This window comes from Candidatus Omnitrophota bacterium, from assembly GCA_016929445.1.
GTDB lineage: Bacteria > Omnitrophota > Gorgyraeia > JAFGIU01 > JAFGIU01 > JAFGIU01.
This window is the reverse complement of sequence record JAFGIU010000036.1, coordinates 1-18,701: the sequence shown is the minus strand read 5'-3', so window position 1 is coordinate 18,701 and position 18,701 is coordinate 1. Positions and strand designations below refer to the sequence as shown.

Below are 18,701 nucleotides of genomic sequence, written 5' to 3'. Positions count from 1 at the left end.
GCAGTGCTGCTGTAGCCAAACGCCAGGGCTATGCCTTGGTTTTTGAGGCCGATGCCGAAGGTGTGGCCACCGGCCGGTACTGGATTGAGTCTCAGGACGGAGAGCTCCTGGAGAAACGCTATGAATTGCCCGCAGGGGTGGAGGTCTATGGGGCGGATTCGGAGAGCGGCGGTCTGGGCTTTGCGGAAAACCGCGTGGTTTTTGGGTCCACGGGCGCGGCCCGCGAAGGGGGGGAGATTGTCCTGAAGGACCGGAGAGGCCGGAGCCGGCGTCTGGGTCTGGCCCGGCTCACGGGGAAAGTGAGCATTTCTTCGGTGGAGTCCGAGGGGGAGCAGGAGTAGAAACTATATGCAAACACTTGACTTTAGAAACTCTGCATGGTACCTTGCCGACCAAGGGGCGATGCAATTTATGGTTCATTCCCGTTTTCGGGTTTCCGCTATCTTGGTTATTTGTCTGCTGACGAGTCTTCTGACCTGCCCAGGTGCCTTCTCCCGAGATTTTGAGGACGAAGCCGTGGCCTATAGAAATCAGGCTTACCAGCTTCAGATGAAGGGAGACAAAGCCAGGGCCATCGAAGGTTACCAGAAGGCCATTGCGCTGGATTCAACCTATCCTGCGCCGCATAACGACTTGGGCGTGCTCTACGAGGAAATGGGAGATTTCGACAAGGCGGAGCGGCATTATCTCAAGGCGCTGCAGCTCGATCCGAACTACGTAAGTGGTTATTCGAACCTGGCTTTGCTCTATGAGCGCCAGGGCAAAATGGACCGGGCCGTACAGTTTTGGGAGAAGCGGGTGGATCTCGGGGACCCGGATGACGCTTGGACGGTCAAGGCGCGTGAGCGTCTGGCTGTGCTCCAGCCGGACCGTTATGCTCCCCCTCCGGCGGCCAGCCCCAAATCCAGATCTGAGAGGATGGCGGATGCGGAAAGGCCTTTCCCGGGTACGGCTGAGCCCACGGGCGATGCGCTGGATTTGTACCGGGTGGGTCTTAAGGAGTATAGAAAAGCCAATTATCCTGAAGCCTGGGAGGCGTTTAAGCGGGCCCTGGAGCAGGATCCCCAGAACGCAAAAATTAGCGAGTACATGGACCGCAGCCTGGAACAGATGAAGCGCGTTCACAAGCAGGTCTTGGATCAGAAGGAGGACAATCTGGCCAAGATGCAGACGGAGAGGCGATTTGCGGTTGCGGAGAAGATTGAAGATCATTATGTGATGGGAAAGGTCTACTTCAAACGAGGAGACTACAGCCGAGCCAAGACTGAATTCGAACAGATCCTCGTGACGCTACACGAGTCGGATCTCTAGTTCTCTCTGGATCCATCCTTTAAAGTAATCCCTTTTATAGATTAAGTGCGGTAGACCTTTCAATTTTCCATGCCCTTGAGGCCTTGCCTCATGCGATCCCACGGTGAAGTGAGTGGCCCGAAAGACCCTATATCTAATTGACGGCAACGGCCTGTTCTACAGGGCTTACTATGCTATGGGGGACTTGAGTAATTCGCGCGGGATGCCGACCGGGGCGGTCTACGGCTTTGCCACTTCATTGCGTAAATTGATTGAGGACCGGGCGCCTGACTACCTGGCCGTGGCTTTTGACCGGCCGGAGCCGACATTCCGCCATAAGCAGATGGCGGAGTATAAAGCCCACCGGGAGCCCATGCCGGATGATCTCGCCGAACAGATTCCCTGGGTTAAGGATCTGGTAGCGGCTTTCCGGATCCCTGTGTTCGAGCTGGCGGGTTACGAGGCCGATGATATTTTGGCCACACTCGCGCAGGCCGGCGAGGACAAGGGGCTGGATGTTTATCTGGTAGCCCGGGACAAGGATCTCATGCAGTTGGTTACGGACCGGGTGAAGGTCCTCTATATGGATCGTAAGGAAATGACGGAGTTTGACTCCAAGGCAGTGGAGGCCAAATACGGAGTGCCGCCCAAGGCCATTCCGGAGCTTTTGGCCCTGATGGGGGATTCCACCGACGGCTATGCCGGTGTTCCCGGCATCGGCCCCAAAAAGGCCCAGCAACTGATCCGTGAATACGGGACCGTGGAGAATCTTTTGAACAAGGTGGATTTGGTCCGGAGCGTGGCAGACAAGAACCGGCTGAAGGATCATGCCGAGGAGGCCCGGCAGAGTCTGAACATGGCCGTTTTGGATGCCGCAGTGCCGCTTGAGATCGAATTTGCGGATATGGCGCTTGAGGAACCGGATTACGAGAAACTCGAGGCCATTTACCGGGAGATGGAGTTTCGCAACCTGCTGGTGAATTTGCCCCGGCAGGGTAAAACGGCAGATTTCCCGGAGTGCGCACAGGTGCAAAATGCCGGGGATTGGGAGGCCTTTGAAAAGGAACTCTCCCAAAGCCCATGCCTTGGGCTTGCGTTCTTTGAAACAGAAAAAGCTTTGACCCTTGCTTTGGCTCCGGCCAAGAAGAGCCCTGTTCTCGTCTCTTTGGGCCCGGACCCCGGGTTGGACCGGAAGTTCCGCGGTTTTTGGGAAAAGACCGAAGCCGTTATTGTCGGTTTTGACCTCAAGGACCTGGGTCTTTGCCTCAAACGCCGGGGGGCCGCTTGGGCCGGCCAAGGTTTTGATATTCAGCTGGGTGCGTATTTATTGGATCCCTCGCGATCCCAGTATCCTTTGGATGAGCTGGTGTTGGAGCATCTGGACGAGAAGGTTTCCTGGGATCCCAAGGCCAAGGATCCCGCAGAGATCTGTGCGAGCTTGGGCGAGAAAGCCGCTGTTTTGTTGAGGCTTGAAAAACCGATCCGCGCCAAACTCGAAGAGAACAACCTCAAGGATCTTTACGAGCAGGTTGAGGCGCCGCTTATCGAGGTGCTCCGGCGCATGGAAGAGACCGGCATTACCGTGGACGCGGATTACTTGAAGCGCTTTGCCGGCGAGTTGGACGCAGAGCTGGAAAAGACGACGCGGCGCATCTACAAGATGGCGGGCGAGGAATTCAATCTCAATTCGCCCAAGCAACTTGCGCACATTCTTTTTGAGGTTCTGGGTTTGCCGGTGATCAAACGAGGCAAAACCGGGCCGTCCACGGATGTGGAGGTCCTGCAGACGCTCTCTTTTCAGCACGATTTGCCGCAGCTTTTGCTGGGGTATCGTGAAGTGGCAAAGCTCAAGTCCACGTATGTGGATGCCTTGCCCAGGCTGATTTCTCCGGTTACAGGCAGGGTTCACTCGAGTCTTAACCAGACCGTCACGGCAACCGGGCGTCTGAGTTCCAGCAATCCGAACTTGCAGAACATTCCGGTTCGCACTGAGCTGGGCCGCCGGATCCGGGGCGCCTTTGTCGCGCCTAAGCGGGATTGGGTTTTGTTGTCCGCGGACTACTCGCAAATCGAATTGCGGATATTGGCTCATCTCTCAGGAGACAAGGAGCTCAGCCGTTCCTTTAAAGAAGGTTTGGACGTGCACACCTATACTGCCTCGCTTATCTACGAGAGTAAGATGGAGGATGTGGACCGCCAGATGCGCGCGGTGGCCAAGACGGTTAATTTTGGCATTGCTTACGGCATGAAGGCCTTTGGTCTGGCCAAGGACCTGGGAATTGAAGTCGCGGATGCAGAGGCTTTTATCCAGGCCTATTTCAAACGGTATCCGGGTGTGAAGCACTATATGGATGCGGAGGTCGAAAAGGCCCGTTCCAAGGGGTATGTGACAACGCTGCTCAACCGCCGGCGCTATATCCCGGACATTAAGGCCAAGAATCCTTCGATTCGCCAGTTTGCAGAACGCACTGCGATCAATACTCCGGTGCAAGGCTCGGCCGCGGATTTGATCAAGGTGGCTATGCTGGAAGTCTCCCGGTATTTGGGTGAAGAGGCTCCTGAGGGCGCATTGCTTTTGCAGGTCCACGATGAATTGGTCCTGGAGATGCCTAAAAAATCAGCGGACAAGATCGGATTAAAGGTCAAAGAGATCATGGAGACCGTGCTCAAACTCGATGTCCCTGTAGAAGTGAGTTTAAAGGTCGGTTCGAATTGGCTCGAAATGCAGGCGCTCACATAAAGGACGCAATGTGTACAAGCAGCCCTTGAGTATACTCTTTGTTTCCAGCGAGGCTGTGCCCTATTCCAAGACGGGCGGCCTGGCCGATGTGGCAGGTTCACTTCCGGTGGCCTTACAGGAGCTGGGATGCGAGGTGACCTTGGCCCTGCCTTTGTATCGCGAGACTGAGCGCATGGCGGCAGACCGTATTCCCGCAGTGGAAGGGGTCTCGTATCGCCTGGATCGCACGGGTGTGCGCGTGCTCTTTGTGGAGCATTCCGGCTATTTCGGGAGGCCCGGGATTTACGGCGAAAAGGGTGTGGACTACCCGGATAATCTTAGGCGTTTCAACTATTTTACTCAGAAGGTGCTCGAGCATTGTAAGTCCGAAGGCTTTGCTCCGGATATTCTTCATCTGAATGATTGGCAGTGTGCTTTGTTTCCGCTTTACCTCAAAGAATCCGTATGGGGGGGGAGTCGTTTTTTTGCCAAGACCAAGACTGTTTTTACCATCCACAATCTGGCTTACCAAGGGTTGTTTGAAGCCGGAGATTTTGCAGCCACAGGATTGAGTAAAGACTGGATGAATGTGGAAGCATTGGAATTTTACGGCCGGATCAACCTCCTGAAGGGCGGCATTACCCAGAGTGACGCTTTGACCACGGTCAGCCCGAGCTATAGCAGGGAAATTCAAAGAAAAGAATTCGGGTGTGGTCTGGAGGGAGTTTTGAAACAACGCGCCTCAGATCTCACTGGGATCCTCAACGGCTTGGATATCGACGAATGGGATCCGGAGATTGATGAAGCGCTTGAGGTGAATTACACGGCCGAAGTTTTAGAGGACAAGGCCTTAAACAAGAAGGCCCTGCAGCGAGAGCTCGGTTTGGTAACCCATTTTGATGGACCTCTGGTGGGGGTGGTCTCGAGATTGGCGTCTCAAAAGGGTGTGGATTTGCTCGTTGAAGTGGCCAAGGCGATCTATGCGCTGGGCATGCAGTTGGTGGTTTTGGGAACCGGCGATCCCTTCTACGAAGAGGCACTTAAGGCCCTTGCCGGACAATACCCGGAGGAGATTGCCGCGGTTATCGGTTTCGACAGCCGTCTCGCGCGCCGCATTTATGCAGGATCGGACATCTTTCTCATGCCGTCGCGTTATGAGCCTTGCGGGTTGGGCCAGATGATCAGCCTGCGTTATGGGGCGGTCCCTGTGGTCCGTGCTACAGGAGGCTTGCGCGATACGGTCTCGGCCTATCGCGCCCCAGCCGAGGGAACGGGTTTCTTATTCGAAGAATACCGGGCCAAGGCTCTGGTTCAGACCCTGCAGGAGGCAATGGCCGTGTATCATCAGCCGGAGCTTTGGAAGGCCCTTGTGCGGCGGGGGATGTCCGGTGAATTTTCTTGGACCGCATCCGCTCGAAAATATCTCAAGCTTTATCGGAGCCTGTGCGAAAACGTAACGGTGGAGGTGCCATGATCTATGTGGTGGGGGTCACAGGAGGCATCTGTTCGGGTAAGACATCCGTCGCCCGGATGATGGCGGAAAAGGGTGCGTTGGTCATGGATGCCGATGTCGTAGCGCACGAGTTGATGCAGCCGGGTGAAAGTGTCTTCGAAGAGGTGAAGGACTGGCTCGGAGACGAAGTCCTGACAGCCGGGGGGCAGATCGACCGCAAAAAGGTGGCCCGCGCTGTATTCGAGGATCCCGACGCTGTGGAACGATTGAATGGAATTGTCCACCCCGCGGTAATCAAAAGGATCTTGGAGGATATCGAAAGACTTCGGTCCGGGCAGGAGGCAAGAGTCGTGGTATTGGATGTGCCCTTGCTTATCGAGGCCAATATGGTTGACTTGGTGGACTTGCTTGTGGTGGTGCGTGCGGATGAGGCCGTTCAGATTAAACGTTCTCAGGAGAGGATGGGGCTTTCTCCGGAGGAAACGCAGCAGCGCATGCGGTACCAGCTGCCCATGGAGGAGAAGGAGCGTTTAGCGGATTGCGTGATAGAAAATAGCGGGAATTTGGACGAAACAAAAAGACAAGTGGACAAGATTTGGAACGAAATGATCGTGGCCAATCTCGAAATAAGGAGGGCCGGTTAGCATGCCGGAAACAAAACCAAACGGAACGAAGAAACAAAACAACTCGAACACCGTGGAGCTTTCCAGGTTGAAAGAGATGCGGGTGTCGCAGCTCAGTGACATGGCGCGGAGTTTGGGTATTACGGGTATGAGCGGTTTGAAGAAACAGGATCTGATCTTCCAGATTTTGCAGGCTCAGGCCGAGCGGGAAGGCATGATGTATGGTTCAGGAGTCCTGGAGATCCTAAGCGACGGCTTTGGTTTTCTGAGATCACCTAACTACAATTATCTTCCTTCCCCGGATGATATCTACGTATCTCCATCCCAGATCCGCAAGTTTGATCTGAATACCGGAGACACGGTGAGCGGGCAGATCCGGCCTCCCAAGGAAGGGGAACGCTATTTTGCTCTGCTCAAAGTCGAAGGCGTGAACTTTGAAAATCCCGAAGAAGTCAAGAACCGGACCCTCTTCGATAACCTGACACCGCTTTATCCGCAAGAGAGACTGGTCCTGGAGACTGCCAAGGAAAAGATCTCTCCGAGGATCGTGGATCTCTTGACGCCGATCGGCAAGGGGCAGAGAGGGCTCATCGTGGCGCCCCCTTACAGCGGCAAGACGGTGCTTCTTCAGGAAGTGGCGAACTCGATGATCGCAAACTATCCGGATCTGGTGTTGATCGTGCTCTTGATCGACGAGCGTCCTGAGGAAGTGACGGATATGCAGCGTTCGGTTAAGGCCGAGGTCATCAGTTCCACCTTTGATGAACCGGCCGAGCGCCATGTGCAAGTGGCGGAAATTGTGCTCGAAAAGGCCAAGCGTCTGGTCGAGTACGGAAAAGACGTGGTTATCCTCCTGGATAGTATTACGCGTTTGGCGCGCGCCTATAACACCACCGCTCCGCACAGCGGCAAGATTCTGTCTGGCGGTGTGGATTCCAGCGCGCTCCACAAACCCAAGCGTTTCTTCGGTGCGGCACGTAACATCGAAGAGGGGGGGAGCTTGACTATCGTGGCCACGGCATTGGTCGATACGGGCAGCCGTATGGATGAAGTCATTTTTGAAGAATTCAAGGGAACGGGCAATATGGAGCTGCAGCTGGATCGCAACCTTTTCCAGCGCCGTATTTACCCGGCCATTGATATCAAACGTTCCAACACGCGGCGAGAAGACTTGCTCTTGCACCCGGATGAGCTGCAGCGTGTGTGGGCCTTGCGCAAGGTCCTCAACGAGGTTTCGAGCGTGGAGGCAATGGAACTGCTTAAAAACAAACTGGGGAAGTCTGCAACGAATGCAGAGTTTCTCATGAGCTTGAATGTGAAGGAGGCTGAGTTATGAAAGACGGTATCCATCCCAAAGGCGGCCCCGTGGTCTTCCACGACGTTTCCTGCGGTGAGAAGTTTATGATTTGGTCCACAGTAAAGGCGGACAAGAAGATTAAGTGGGAAGACGGCAAGGAGTATCCGCTCATCGATGTGGATATTTCCAGCGCCTCGCACCCTTTCTATACCGGACAGGATCACATGATTGACACTGCCGGTCGTGTGGAACGTTTCCGTAAGCGCGAACAGGCTGCTCGTTCCAAGCAGAAAAAGCTTAAGCCTCAGAAGGAGGCGGTCGCGGAAGCTTCCCCGGCTCCGGAAACCGAGGCTCCGAAAGAAGAGCAGGGTTGAGCCAGCCCTCTCCGGTTCGCAGAAAGGCCAACTCTCTTGCAGAGCGTTACCGTGAGCTGGAGGCCCGGCTTGCCGATCCCGAAGTGACGGGCAATCCCAACGCGTATCAGAAATGCGCCAAGGAGTTGTCTTCACTCAAGGGGATTATGGAGGCCGTGCGCCAGTTGGAGAATCTGGAGTCGGAACTCGCCAATCTGGCGGAGGTCTCAAAGGATTCTTCTGCAGAAGAAGAGTTGCGGACCATGGCCCGGGGAGAACTCGAAGATGTGCAGGAAAGATGTGATGTCCTTGAAGCCAAGCTCGAGGAGATGATCCTTGGGGAGGAAGAGGGTATCAATCGCAACTGTATTGTCGAGATTCGCGCGGGCACCGGCGGGGAAGAAGCAGCGCTTTTTGCCAACGACCTTTATCGCATGTACTCGAAGCTGGCCGCAGCCCGGCACTGGAAGGTTGAACCCATCAGTTTCAGTCCCTCTGAAGTGGGCGGGGCTAAGGAAGTGGTTTTCTCTCTGATTGGGGAAGGGGCCTTTGGCGCACTGCGTTTTGAAAGCGGGGTGCACCGCGTACAGCGTGTACCTGCAACAGAGGCCTCGGGCCGCATTCATACTTCTGCGGCAACGGTGGCGGTTTTGCCGGAAGCCGAGGAATTGGATGTCGAGATCAAGCCCCATGACCTGCGAGTGGATGTTTACCGTTCCTCGGGTCCGGGCGGGCAGGGAGTCAACACCACAGACTCTGCGGTCCGGCTCACGCATTTGCCCACGGGCCTGGTGGTGACATGCCAGGATGAGCGTTCCCAAATCAAGAACAAGGCCAAGGCAATGCGTGTAATGCGGAGCCGTTTGTTGGACCGTATGCAGCGCGAACAGGAAAAGGATATTTCCCAGCAGCGGCGCAAGTTTGTGGGAAGCGGAGACCGCAGCGAAAAGATCCGCACCTACAATTACCCTGAGCGACGCGTGACCGATCACCGCATCGGCCTGACCGTGCATCGTTTGGAAGAGGTACTTGAGGGCGACTTGGATGAATTCTTGGCGGGGCTGCAAGAGCGTTACCGCGAGGCCCGGCTGGCTGAGGAAGCGCAGAAACAATCGTGATCGCCTTGGCCTCCACTCTCCTAGAGATACAGGAACGCTTGCAGGCGGCCGGCTTGGCCGCTCGTGAAGCGCGCACGGATGCGGAGTGGATGCTTTGTGAGTTGAGCGGATGCACCCGGGCGTCGCTCTACACCCATTTCCCGAAGCTTTCGGAGGCGCAGCAGGCGCAGCTGGATCATTGGGTGCAGCAGCGTTCTGAGAGACGCCCCCTGCAGTATGTTTTGGGCCGGGCGACTTTCCGGGATCTCGACCTGGAGGTTAATGAGGCAGTTCTCGTGCCCAGGCCTGAGACTGAGCAACTCGTAGATCTGGTCCTGGAGATCTATGCTCCCGGGCGGGCGGGGGCTCTCAAAATTGCGGATGTGGGCACAGGTTCAGGGGCTTTGGGCCTAAGTTTGACAAAGATTTACGGCAATTGTAGAATGTTCTGCCTGGAAATCAGCCCTGCGGCCTTGGAAGTGGCCCGGCGCAACGCAGCCCGAGAAGGGCTCTCTCGCCGTATCTCCTTTCTTGAAGGAGATTTACTTCAGCCTCTTGAAACGGTGCATTGTGCGGATCCAGCCGGGAAGCTGGATCTCATTGTCTCCAATCCGCCGTATTTGACCACTGCGGAGTGGGTGTGTGCCGCACCGGAGCTGCATTTTGAGCCGCGAGTGGCTTTGGACGCAGGGGAAGACGGTCTCAATGCCTTGAGGCGGCTGGTTGCTGAGGCGCCGGCATTTCTCAAGCCCGGAGCTTGGCTGCTTCTCGAGATCGGATGCGATCAAGGAGCCGCTTTACTCGCTTGGGCAAAGCAGTTTTCTGATTGGAGTCGTGTTCGCGTCCAGCGCGACTGGGCTGGACGCGATCGTTTTTTTCTGGCGCAAAACCAAGCTTAGGACACGCATGGACAAGCTAGTCATTGACGGCGGATTACCTCTGAAGGGAAGTCTGCAGGTCAGCGGCGCCAAAAATGCGGCCTTGCCGATTCTGGCGGCGACTCTGTTGGGAGACGGCCCCTCGGAGATCAGCGGGGTCCCCGATCTGAGAGATGTGCGCACGATGGTCTCGATTCTGAAGGCCATTGGAGCAAAAGCGGATTGGGACGGGGACACGATTCGTGTCGATGCCTCCGGCATCAATGAAGGCACTGCGCCCTACGAATTGGTCAAGACCATGCGCGCCTCCTTCTGTGTTTTGGGCCCTTTATTGGCCCGGCTGGGATGGGCTAAGGTGTCGATGCCCGGAGGTTGTGTGATTGGGTCCCGGCCAGTGGACCTGCACCTCAAAGGCTTACGGGCTTTGGGTGCGGACTTGCGGATCGAACACGGTTATGTGGTGGCGCGTGCGCACCGCTTGATCGGCAGTCGAATTTATCTGGGCGGGGGTTTTGGTTCCTCGGTGTTGGCGACGGCCAATGTCTTGATGGCTGCAGTCAGAGCCGAAGGCACAACCCTCATTGAAAACGCAGCGTGCGAGCCCGAGATCGCGGACCTGGCTGATTTTCTCATCAAAATGGGGGCGCGGGTTTGGGGTCACGGCACTCCGATCATTCAGGTGGAAGGCGTTCAGAAGCTTGCAGGGGCCAAACACCGGGTGATCGCCGATCGCATTGAGGCGGCGACCTACCTGATTGCCGGTGCGATTACACAGGGCGAGGTGACCGTTCAAGGGGCGCGCACAGATCATTTGGGAGCGGTCCTCGATAAACTGAGACAGGTAGGTGTCTCGGTGGAGGACGGAGAAAATTTTATCCGGGTCAAAAGTTACCCGAAGATCTATCCGGTCGATGTGACAACCTTGGCTTTTCCCGGGTTTCCGACCGATCTCCAGGCCCAGATGACCGCGCTGCTTTGTTTGGCGGACGGCATCAGCGTTGTCACTGAAAAGATTTATCCGGACCGCTTCATGCATTTGAGTGAGCTGGCCCGCATGGGAGCGGATATTCGCGAAGAGGGGGCCAGTGCTATTATTCGCGGGGTTCACCACTTGAGCGGGGCCCCGGTGATGGCTTCGGATTTGCGTGCGAGTGCCGCTCTGATCTTGGCCGGGTTGGTGGCCGAAGGGCGGACCGAGGTGTTTCGCGTTTACCACTTGGATCGTGGTTATGAACGCGTTGAAGAGAAGTTGGCGGCCCTTGGAGCCCATGTTTGGCGGGAGAAGGATGAGACCTTCACCACGGGCAGCATGGGCGCTCCTCAATCTGAGGCCGCCCAGGAAGAATCAAGGAGATAAGCATGGCAGTACGCCTGAGATTGATGCGCATGGGGGCAAAGAACAGACCACACTCCAAGATTGTGGCAACGGATTCGCGAAGCCCCCGCAGCGGGCGCTTTCTTGAAGAGATCGGTATTTATGATCCCAGCCTCAAGGTGCCCCTCCTGCAGGTCAACAGAGAGCGCGTGGAGTATTGGCTGAGTGTGGGTGCTCAGCCTTCGGATACGGTTCGCTCTCTGCTGAAAAAAGAGGGCATCAAGGCCTAGCCTGAATCGTGTAGGGCTGTCCTCAAGGAGTCTGGGGTGCGCTTTGATGTTTTAACCCTTTTCCCCCGCATGTTTGACGGGATCTTGGGGGAATCCATATTAAAGAGGGCCATTGAGGCGGGGCTCATCCAGGTTGAGGTGCATGATTTGCGCTTTTGGAGTGCGGATAAGCATCATAAAGTGGATGACAAGCCCTATGGCGGCGGGCCCGGCATGGTGATGCGGCCTGAACCTCTTTTTGCTGCGGTAGAGGAGCTCCAAAAGCGCGTCACAAAGGACATGGAGCAGCGCAGCCATGTGGTGCTTGTCTCCCCCCAGGGAGAGCGCTTCACGCAAAAGGTTGCGGCAAGACTTGCCGAAAAGCCGAATTTGTTGCTGATATGCGGGCACTATGAAGGTGTGGACCAGCGAGCGATTGATGTTTTGGTCGACGAGGAAATCTCCATCGGCGATGTGGTCTTGACCGGGGGGGAGATTCCGGCCATGGCCCTGGTCGACGGTGTGGCGCGGCTTCTTCCGGGTGTCTTGGGGGATGAAAGCTCCACCCAGGATGAGTCGTTTTCAGAAGGGCGGCTGGAATACCCGCATTACACGAGGCCGGCCGAATTCCGAGGAATGAATGTGCCCGGGACATTGATCTCCGGAGATCATAGCCGGGTTGCCCGCTGGCGCAGCAGAGCCGCGTTTACACGGACTTTGCAGCGAAGACCGGACTTACTACTGTAGTCTGACAGTTTCTGGGACAGGTCTTGAGCACGAAATTCGGTCGGGAAAAGACCTGTTCCCGGCTCCTGAGTAACAGAGATATGGAGATCAGTAAAATGGATATAATTAGAGAACTCGAGAACGAAGCGACCCAGCGCGAGTGGCCGGACTTTGGGGTAGGCGACACCATCAAGGTTTGGGTACGGATCAAGGAAGGGGACAAGACCCGTCTTCAGCCTTACGAAGGACTGGTAATCAAACGCAAGGGTTCGGGAATTGGGGAAACCTTTACGGTCCGGCGCCTGGCTTATGGTGTCGGCGTTGAAAAGGTCTTTCCGCTGCATTCGCCGGTTCTTGAGAAGATCGAAATCCGGCGTCTCGGCCGGGTCCGGAGAGCCAAGCTTTACTTCCTCAGAGGGAAGATAGGTAAGGCGGCCCGTATTGCCGAACGCAAGGAGTACGGCTCTGGCGAAAAGACAAAGACCCAAGGCACCAAGGAAACGCAGTCTGCTGCAGACTCAGTGGAGTCGTCTGAAAAGCAGGCTGTGGTCCAAAACTGAGGGCTTCATTGCCGGTGTGGATGAAGCGGGCCGGGGCCCATTGGCCGGTCCGGTGGTGGCCGCGGCTGTTGTTCTTCCTGAGCGCCCCCTGCGATGCCGTGTAGATGACTCCAAGAAGCTCAGCGCCCGCATGCGCGAGCTGGCCTACGAGGAACTGCTGGACCGGGCGCATTGCAGTGTGGGGATCGTCAGTGAGGCCTTGATCGATCGCCTCAATATTTTTCAGGCCTCGGTGCTTGCCATGGAATTGGCGGTGCTGAGCCTCAGTTTAGAGCCGGATCTGGTGCTTGTGGATGGCCCGATCCGGCTTGACCTTCTGGACCTTTCTTGCCGGGTGGATTCCGTGATCGGGGGGGATGCCAAGTACCTGCCGATCGCCGCAGCTTCTGTTGTGGCCAAGGTCACCCGGGACCGCATCATGCAGGATTACGATCTGCAGTATCCCGCCTATGGTTTTGCCAAGCATAAGGGATACCCGACCGCGGCGCATTTGAGTGCGCTCAGCGAGAATGGTATCACTCCTATTCACCGAAAGACCTTTGGGATCTGCAGGGAATTGGCCCGCAGACCCCGGCCGGTCTCCATGATGTGCACTTGAAACCTTCTGATCGCAGCCTGCGCGCCGGAGAGACCGGAGAGACGCTGGCTGCCAGTCTACTGAAAAAACGCGGGTATCGTCTCGTGGAGCGCCGGTACCGCACGGCCCTGGGTGAAATTGATCTCATCGGCTGGGACGGGCAGACTCTCTGTTTTATTGAGGTCAAATCCCGGCGCAGCCTGCGGGCAGGCCGGGGCTTCGAATCCGTGGACCGTAGAAAGCGTCGACGTCTCGCGCGATGCGCTTTATACTATTTAACTCGTAAGGGTTTAGCGGATCAGCCGGCCCGTTTTGATGTGGTGAGTGTGGATTGGGTTCAGGGGCCGGAGAACCCGCCTGAAATCCAGCTCATCCAGAACGCCTTTGAGTTGGAACCGGAGGCTTGAATCATTCCTGTCAGCAGCTCTCTTTTAACCGAACAGCGATTCGCCCAGGTTGTGGAGCAGATCGGCAATACCGGGCCCAGTCCGGGCGGCGGGAGCGCCGCTGCTGCGAGCGCGGCCCTGGCAATGGCCTTATTGAGTATGGTGCTGGGTATTTCCCTTGAGAAATTGCCCAAGAGCTCGGTGCGCGTGAAGCGGTTGCGGCCTGCGATCCGCCAATCCAATGCGCTGGTCAAAGGTCTCCTGCGTCTGGCTGACGCGGACGCGAAGTCCTACCAAGCCTATTTGACGGCCAAGAAGCGGGGGACCAAGGCCCGGCAAGCGGCGCTCAAAAAGCTCATCGAAATGCCCACGTCTCTTTACGAGGCTTGTTGCGCCGGGCTCAAAATTTGCGGCAGCGCAGCCCAGTCCATCCAGCCCAGTCTGCTTTCTGATCTGGTGATTTCCGGGGAACTCCTTGATGCCGCGGCCAAGGGGGCCATTATGTTGATTGCCGTGAACGCCCCGCGCGGCAAGACGCAGACGTCGGTTCTGAGAAAACAATTATTGGAGCTCAAGAAGAATACCCGCCTGGAGATTCGCCAGGCCTCAAAAAGGAATCGTCCCAAGTGATGACTGCGGCACAACTCTTGGATGGCAGAAAGCATGCTGAGAAGATTGTCGAACGTTTGGCCCAAGAACACCGCCAACTCGTCAAAAACGGAAATCCGTTGAGTTTGGCGGTGTTGGTGGCCAATGATCATCCTGCGTCGGAGATTTATCTGGAGGCCCAGAAGAAGAAAGCCGCGGCTATCGGTATTGAGCACCGGATTATTCGTGTGGATCCCAAGTCGACATCGCAGCAGATTGAATCCGAAATCCGGTTCCTCAATGAGGACCCGCAGACCACAGGCATTATGGTGCAGTTGCCCTTGCCCAAAAACTTGGATCCTCGCCGCATTGCCTCGAAGATTCATCCCTTTAAGGATGTGGAGGGGATGCACCCGGAGAACCTGGGCCGCCATGCCGGAGCCAAGGCCTCTTTGGTATCCCCCACAGCCACGGCCGTGATCGAACTGATCCGTGTATCCGGTAAGGAACTTGAAGGCTGTGAGGCGGTGGTTGTCGGTGCGAGTGAATTAGTGGGCAAACCGGTGGGATTGTTCTTGATCAACCGGTTGGCCACACTCACCTACTGCCATGAAGCCACGGATAAGGCCGGCCGTTTGCAAGACCATGTGCAGCGCGCGGAGGTTCTGGTGGTGTGTGTGGGCAAGCCGGGTTTAATCCCGGGCGCGTGGATTCGGCAGGGCGCAGTGGTGGTGGATGTGGGAACCAACCGCGTGGACGGTAAGATTGTGGGGGATATTGATTTCGAGACTGCGGTGGAGCGCGCTTCGTGGATTACACCGGTTCCCGGAGGGGTGGGGCCTTTGACCACGGTTTCACTTATGCAGAATGTTTTTAGAGCCTATCGCTTGCAGTCCGAAGCCGAGGGGGACATGATTTGAAGATTGCGATGACGGGGAGTTATCCCAAAGGGACGGGCGGACGAAATTCTCCGGATCTAAAGACCCTGCGTCTGCGATGGGAGCGGGGAGAGATCCAGGAAGATGTTTTGTTGGGCGCGTATCAACAGGCCACGCGCCAGGCAATTCGGGAACAGGAAGAGGCGGGCACGGACATTGTCACCGACGGATTGATTCGCTGGGAGGATCCGCTGGCCTTGATTGCGGCCCGGCTTGAGGGAATGGAACTTGGCAAACTGCAATCCTTTTTAGGCAGCCCGTTTTTTTACAGACAGCCCGTAGTGGTAGGCCGGATTCGAAGAGAGCGGCCTTTAGTACTCCAGGAATTTGTGTTTGCCATGGGCGCGGCCACGCGGGAACTCAAACAGGTGATTCCCGGACCGGTGACAATGGCCTATCTCAGTGAGGATCGACACTACGGAAACCTGGAAAGAATGGTTTACGACCTCAGCGAGGCGTTGAGTTCCGAAATTCTGGCTCTGGAAGCTGCCGGTGCCGCGCAGATCCAGGTGGACGAACCGGTGCTGGGTTTTGAACCGGGTTTGACGGAGCTGGTGCGCGAAAGTCTGAAGGTACTTCAGGGGGAGAGTTCCGTGCGCATGGCCCTGCATACTTATTTTGGCGATATTTTTCCCGCTCTGACGCAGGTGGCGAGTATGCCTGTGGACGCGGTGGGTTTGGACATGACTCAGACCGGGACGCGCGCAGAGATTCTCAAGGCGATTGAAATGATGGATTGGGATAAAGACCTTGCTTTAGGCTGCGTTAACGGATGCTCGACCGAGCTTGAAGACCCGGATACACTCAAGGCGCTTTGGGATCGAGCACAAAAAGCTGTGGGCGAAAACGAGATTTATGTTGGGCCTCAATGCGGCATGGGAACACTGACGCGGGCGCAGGCCTGGAAAAAATTGAATCACTTGAGTACGGCTGTGCTGGATTGGCGCGGCTTTTAAGGTATCAGGCGCTGGATTCGACTCGCGTAGCGTCATGGCGAGCGAAGCGCAGCCATCTTTGCGGAACAAAGATCGCTTCACCGCGTTCGCGATGACGGGGTGCTGAACACCCGGTTAACCGGAACATGAGCAATGCCATGAGCAAAATAACCATAACGCAACTCCAACAGATGAAGCAGCGCGGGGAAAAGATTACTGCTCTGACAGCCTATGATTTTGTCACGGCTGCGCTCCTGGAAAGAGCAGGTGTGGACATTGCTTTGGTCGGGGATTCCCTCGGTATGGTCGCCTTGGGCTATGAGTCTACTGTTCCTGTAACGCTGCGGGAGATGATTCATCACTGCAAAGCAGTGCGCCGCGCGACGCACAATGCCTTTGTGATCGGGGATATGCCCTTTCTCAGTTATCAAGTGAGCCCCGAAGAAGCCGTGCGCAATGCCGGGCGCTTTATCAAGGAGGGGGGCTGTGATGCGGTCAAGATCGAAGGCGGACTGGAAGCTGTGCCGGCAGTGGCTGCTTTGACACGCGCCGGCATGGCGGTGATGGGACATGTGGGCCTCACACCGCAGTCTGCGGTTCGAATGGGCGGTTACCGTGTGCAGGGCAGGGATGAAGATTCGGCGCAGAGAATTCTGGACGCGGCCCTGGCTCTGGAGCAAGCCGGTTGTGTGTTGATGGTTCTGGAGGCTGTGCCCGAGGACTTGGCTGCCCGCGTAACAGAGGCCTTGGAGATTCCGACCCTCGGGATTGGGGCCGGAGTTCACTGCGACGGCCAGGTTTTGGTGTTACCCGATTTACTGGGGTTGGGTTCGGGGCCGGTTCCCAAGTTCGTCAAGAAGTACGCGAATCTGGGCGATCAGGCCGTGGACGCCATTGAACGCTTTTGCGCGGAGGTCAAAGGAGGGGAGTTTCCTACGGATGCTCACTCCTATCACTCCACGCGTTCGGACCGGACACGCACAAGCTCTTCCGGCTAGGAGGAGAAAATGCCGGAACAGCCGTTTTTGGAGCATCTCGAGGAATTGCGCAGGCGTTTACTATTCTGCCTGCTGGTGCTAATCTTAGCGAGTTGTCTTGTTTACTCCCAAATGGATCGCATCCTTGCGGTCTTAGTTGAGCCTGTTGGCCAGCTTGTGTTTTTGGGTCCTGCCGAGGCCTTTTTGGCGCGCCTTAAGTTGGCGGTCTTGGGAGGCTTCATCCTGGGCGTCCCTGTGTGGACATGGCAATTGTGGCGTTTTGTTTTGCCCGGCCTCCGGCCTTCGGAGACCCGGGCCATTGCAGGTCTGCTCCCTGCCACGGTGCTTTTCTTTTATATGGGAGCTGCTTTTTCATATTGGATTGTGTTGCCGGTCGGTTTGGATTTTCTCCTGAGTTTCGGGTCGGAGCGGGTCGTACCCATGATCTCGATCGGCAATTATTTTGGATTTGTGGGTTTGATGGCCCTGATCTTCGGGTTTGCATTTCAAATGCCATTGCTGCTGTTGGCGTCTGTTCGGGCAGGAGTTTTGAGATTGGAGCAACTGCTCGCAGCCCGGCGCTATGTGATTCTCGGCAGTTTTGTGTTGGGTGCGGTGCTCACACCCCCGGATGTGGTGACTCAAGTCTTGATGGGGGGGTGTCTGATTGCTTTGTACGAAGCGAGCCTGCTGCTGATCCGCTTCACGGGCGGGCGTATTCACGAAAAACCCGTAGAAGCTGTTTGCCGGGATGACTGACCGTGTGTCATGACTGGCCGGGTGTCAGGCACCACAGTGTCGCCTAACGTCATGGCGAGCGAAGCGCAGCCATCTTTGCGGAACCAAGATCGCTTCACTGCGTTCGCGATGACGGGGCAGGCGCTGGATTGGACAAGGTGTCAGGCACCAGAGGCCGGGCAGAAGCATGCTTCACGACGGGTGCCTGACGCCCGCTGAGGTCAAGACTCGTTTAACTCAGGAAGGTCAAGAAGGTACTACAAGGTACTCTCAGGTTTTGGCGGTGTAGCTCAGTTGGTTAGAGCAAACGGCTCATACCCGTTATGTCGGCCGTTCGAGTCGGCCCACCGCCACTCTTTGGGTGTCAGGCACCACAGTCCGAATAAGATGCTTCACAAGTGGTGCCTGACACCCGGTCAACCAGCACATTCGGGTTTGCAGAACCGGCTACTGTCGGCGCCTCAACAAGTGGTGCCTGACACCTGGTCAAAAAAGAGTCCTCATGCCGCAGACAAAACCTCCCCATATCTATGAAATCGAAAAGCGTGTTCTGGGTTTTGTGCGGACGCACAATCTCTTCGAGTCTGGGGAGCGTGTGACTGTTGCTGTCTCAGGCGGATCGGATTCCATGGCCCTCTTGTCCCTGATGAGGGGTCTTTGCGATACTTACTCCCTTCAACTGTGCGCAGCCCATGTGAACCATGGGTTACGCGGCACCGCGGATGCAGACGCTCTTTGGGTTCGCGAGCAGTGTGGGAAGTTGAGGGTGCCTTTTGAAGAGCGCCGGGTCCGGACCGCGGACTTGGCGGAAGAACCGGGCGTGTCTTTGGAGGCTGCGGCGCGTGAGGTGCGCCTGCAAGCGTTGGCGCAGATGGCCGGAGAATTCGGGGCTGCGAAAGTGGCTTTGGCCCATACCCGGGATGACCAGGCTGAGACTGTGCTGATGCGCTTGTTGCGCGGGGCAGGGCCCACTGGTTTGCAG

21 protein-coding genes and 1 tRNA gene are annotated in these 18,701 nt (G+C 56.4%); all 22 read left to right on the top strand.

Annotated features, from left to right (window positions below; genetic code table 11):
- A partial coding sequence (locus tag JW937_03120) for a hypothetical protein (GenBank protein ID MBN1586402.1) occupies positions 1-341 on the top strand: 341 nt, incomplete at its 5' end.
- Positions 342-516: 175 nt separating this feature from the next.
- The gene (locus JW937_03115) at positions 517-1,311 is read left to right on the top strand and encodes a tetratricopeptide repeat protein (GenBank protein MBN1586401.1); all 795 of its coding nucleotides are present in this window, start codon (positions 517-519) and stop codon (positions 1,309-1,311) included.
- A 112-nt stretch (positions 1,312-1,423) separates the two neighbouring features.
- The gene (gene polA / locus JW937_03110) at positions 1,424-4,030 is read left to right on the top strand and encodes a DNA polymerase I (GenBank protein MBN1586400.1); all 2,607 of its coding nucleotides are present in this window, start codon (positions 1,424-1,426) and stop codon (positions 4,028-4,030) included.
- Positions 4,031-4,055: 25 nt separating this feature from the next.
- Positions 4,056-5,483 carry a glycogen synthase GlgA gene (gene glgA / locus JW937_03105; protein ID MBN1586399.1) on the top strand — a complete coding sequence of 476 codons (1,428 nt, stop codon included), beginning with the start codon at positions 4,056-4,058 and terminating at the stop codon, positions 5,481-5,483.
- On the top strand, positions 5,480-6,106 hold the full coding sequence (locus tag JW937_03100) for a dephospho-CoA kinase (GenBank protein MBN1586398.1): 627 nt from the start codon (positions 5,480-5,482) through the stop codon (positions 6,104-6,106). Before glgA ends, JW937_03100 begins: the two co-directional genes overlap by 4 nt.
- A 1-nt stretch (position 6,107) precedes the next feature.
- The gene (gene rho / locus JW937_03095; protein MBN1586397.1) at positions 6,108-7,421 is read left to right on the top strand and encodes a transcription termination factor Rho; all 1,314 of its coding nucleotides are present in this window, start codon (positions 6,108-6,110) and stop codon (positions 7,419-7,421) included.
- Positions 7,418-7,756 (top strand): type B 50S ribosomal protein L31, encoded by a 339-nt coding sequence (locus JW937_03090; GenBank protein ID MBN1586396.1) that lies wholly within the window; start codon positions 7,418-7,420, stop codon positions 7,754-7,756. The genes rho and JW937_03090 overlap by 4 nt, the downstream gene beginning before the upstream one ends.
- The gene (prfA, locus tag JW937_03085; protein MBN1586395.1) at positions 7,753-8,853 is read left to right on the top strand and encodes a peptide chain release factor 1; all 1,101 of its coding nucleotides are present in this window, start codon (positions 7,753-7,755) and stop codon (positions 8,851-8,853) included. Before JW937_03090 ends, prfA begins: the two co-directional genes overlap by 4 nt.
- Positions 8,850-9,731, top strand: a complete 882-nt coding sequence (prmC, locus tag JW937_03080; protein MBN1586394.1) for a peptide chain release factor N(5)-glutamine methyltransferase — start codon at positions 8,850-8,852, stop codon at positions 9,729-9,731. The genes prfA and prmC overlap by 4 nt, the downstream gene beginning before the upstream one ends.
- A 7-nt stretch (positions 9,732-9,738) precedes the next feature.
- On the top strand, positions 9,739-11,067 hold the full coding sequence (gene murA / locus JW937_03075; GenBank protein ID MBN1586393.1) for a UDP-N-acetylglucosamine 1-carboxyvinyltransferase: 1,329 nt from the start codon (positions 9,739-9,741) through the stop codon (positions 11,065-11,067).
- Positions 11,068-11,069: 2 nt separating this feature from the next.
- Positions 11,070-11,315, top strand: a complete 246-nt coding sequence (gene rpsP, locus JW937_03070) for a 30S ribosomal protein S16 (protein ID MBN1586392.1) — start codon at positions 11,070-11,072, stop codon at positions 11,313-11,315.
- 36 nt (positions 11,316-11,351) lie between these two features.
- Positions 11,352-12,041, top strand: a complete 690-nt coding sequence (gene trmD / locus JW937_03065) for a tRNA (guanosine(37)-N1)-methyltransferase TrmD (GenBank protein ID MBN1586391.1) — start codon at positions 11,352-11,354, stop codon at positions 12,039-12,041.
- Between the two features lie 95 nt (positions 12,042-12,136).
- Entirely contained in the window at positions 12,137-12,580 is a 444-nt protein-coding gene (rplS, locus tag JW937_03060; GenBank protein ID MBN1586390.1) for a 50S ribosomal protein L19, read from the top strand.
- The gene (locus JW937_03055) at positions 12,552-13,178 is read left to right on the top strand and encodes a ribonuclease HII (GenBank protein MBN1586389.1); all 627 of its coding nucleotides are present in this window, start codon (positions 12,552-12,554) and stop codon (positions 13,176-13,178) included. Before rplS ends, JW937_03055 begins: the two co-directional genes overlap by 29 nt.
- A gap of 17 nt (positions 13,179-13,195) precedes the next feature.
- Positions 13,196-13,564, top strand: a complete 369-nt coding sequence (locus JW937_03050) for a YraN family protein (protein MBN1586388.1) — start codon at positions 13,196-13,198, stop codon at positions 13,562-13,564.
- 51 nt (positions 13,565-13,615) lie between these two features.
- Positions 13,616-14,173: a cyclodeaminase/cyclohydrolase family protein gene (locus JW937_03045; protein ID MBN1586387.1), complete on the top strand. Its 558-nt coding sequence runs from the start codon at positions 13,616-13,618 to the stop codon at positions 14,171-14,173.
- Positions 14,173-15,051, top strand: a complete 879-nt coding sequence (locus tag JW937_03040; protein ID MBN1586386.1) for a bifunctional 5,10-methylenetetrahydrofolate dehydrogenase/5,10-methenyltetrahydrofolate cyclohydrolase — start codon at positions 14,173-14,175, stop codon at positions 15,049-15,051. The genes JW937_03045 and JW937_03040 overlap by 1 nt, the downstream gene beginning before the upstream one ends.
- Positions 15,048-16,025, top strand: a complete 978-nt coding sequence (locus tag JW937_03035) for a hypothetical protein (protein MBN1586385.1) — start codon at positions 15,048-15,050, stop codon at positions 16,023-16,025. The genes JW937_03040 and JW937_03035 overlap by 4 nt, the downstream gene beginning before the upstream one ends.
- 125 nt (positions 16,026-16,150) lie before the next feature.
- Entirely contained in the window at positions 16,151-17,002 is an 852-nt protein-coding gene (gene panB, locus JW937_03030; protein MBN1586384.1) for a 3-methyl-2-oxobutanoate hydroxymethyltransferase, read from the top strand.
- A gap of 9 nt (positions 17,003-17,011) precedes the next feature.
- The gene (tatC, locus tag JW937_03025; GenBank protein ID MBN1586383.1) at positions 17,012-17,740 is read left to right on the top strand and encodes a twin-arginine translocase subunit TatC; all 729 of its coding nucleotides are present in this window, start codon (positions 17,012-17,014) and stop codon (positions 17,738-17,740) included.
- 258 nt (positions 17,741-17,998) lie between these two features.
- Positions 17,999-18,072 (top strand) — tRNA-Met (locus JW937_03020).
- 149 nt (positions 18,073-18,221) lie between these two features.
- Positions 18,222-18,701 (top strand): tRNA lysidine(34) synthetase TilS (gene tilS, locus JW937_03015; protein MBN1586382.1); only part of this gene is annotated, 480 nt, incomplete at its 3' end.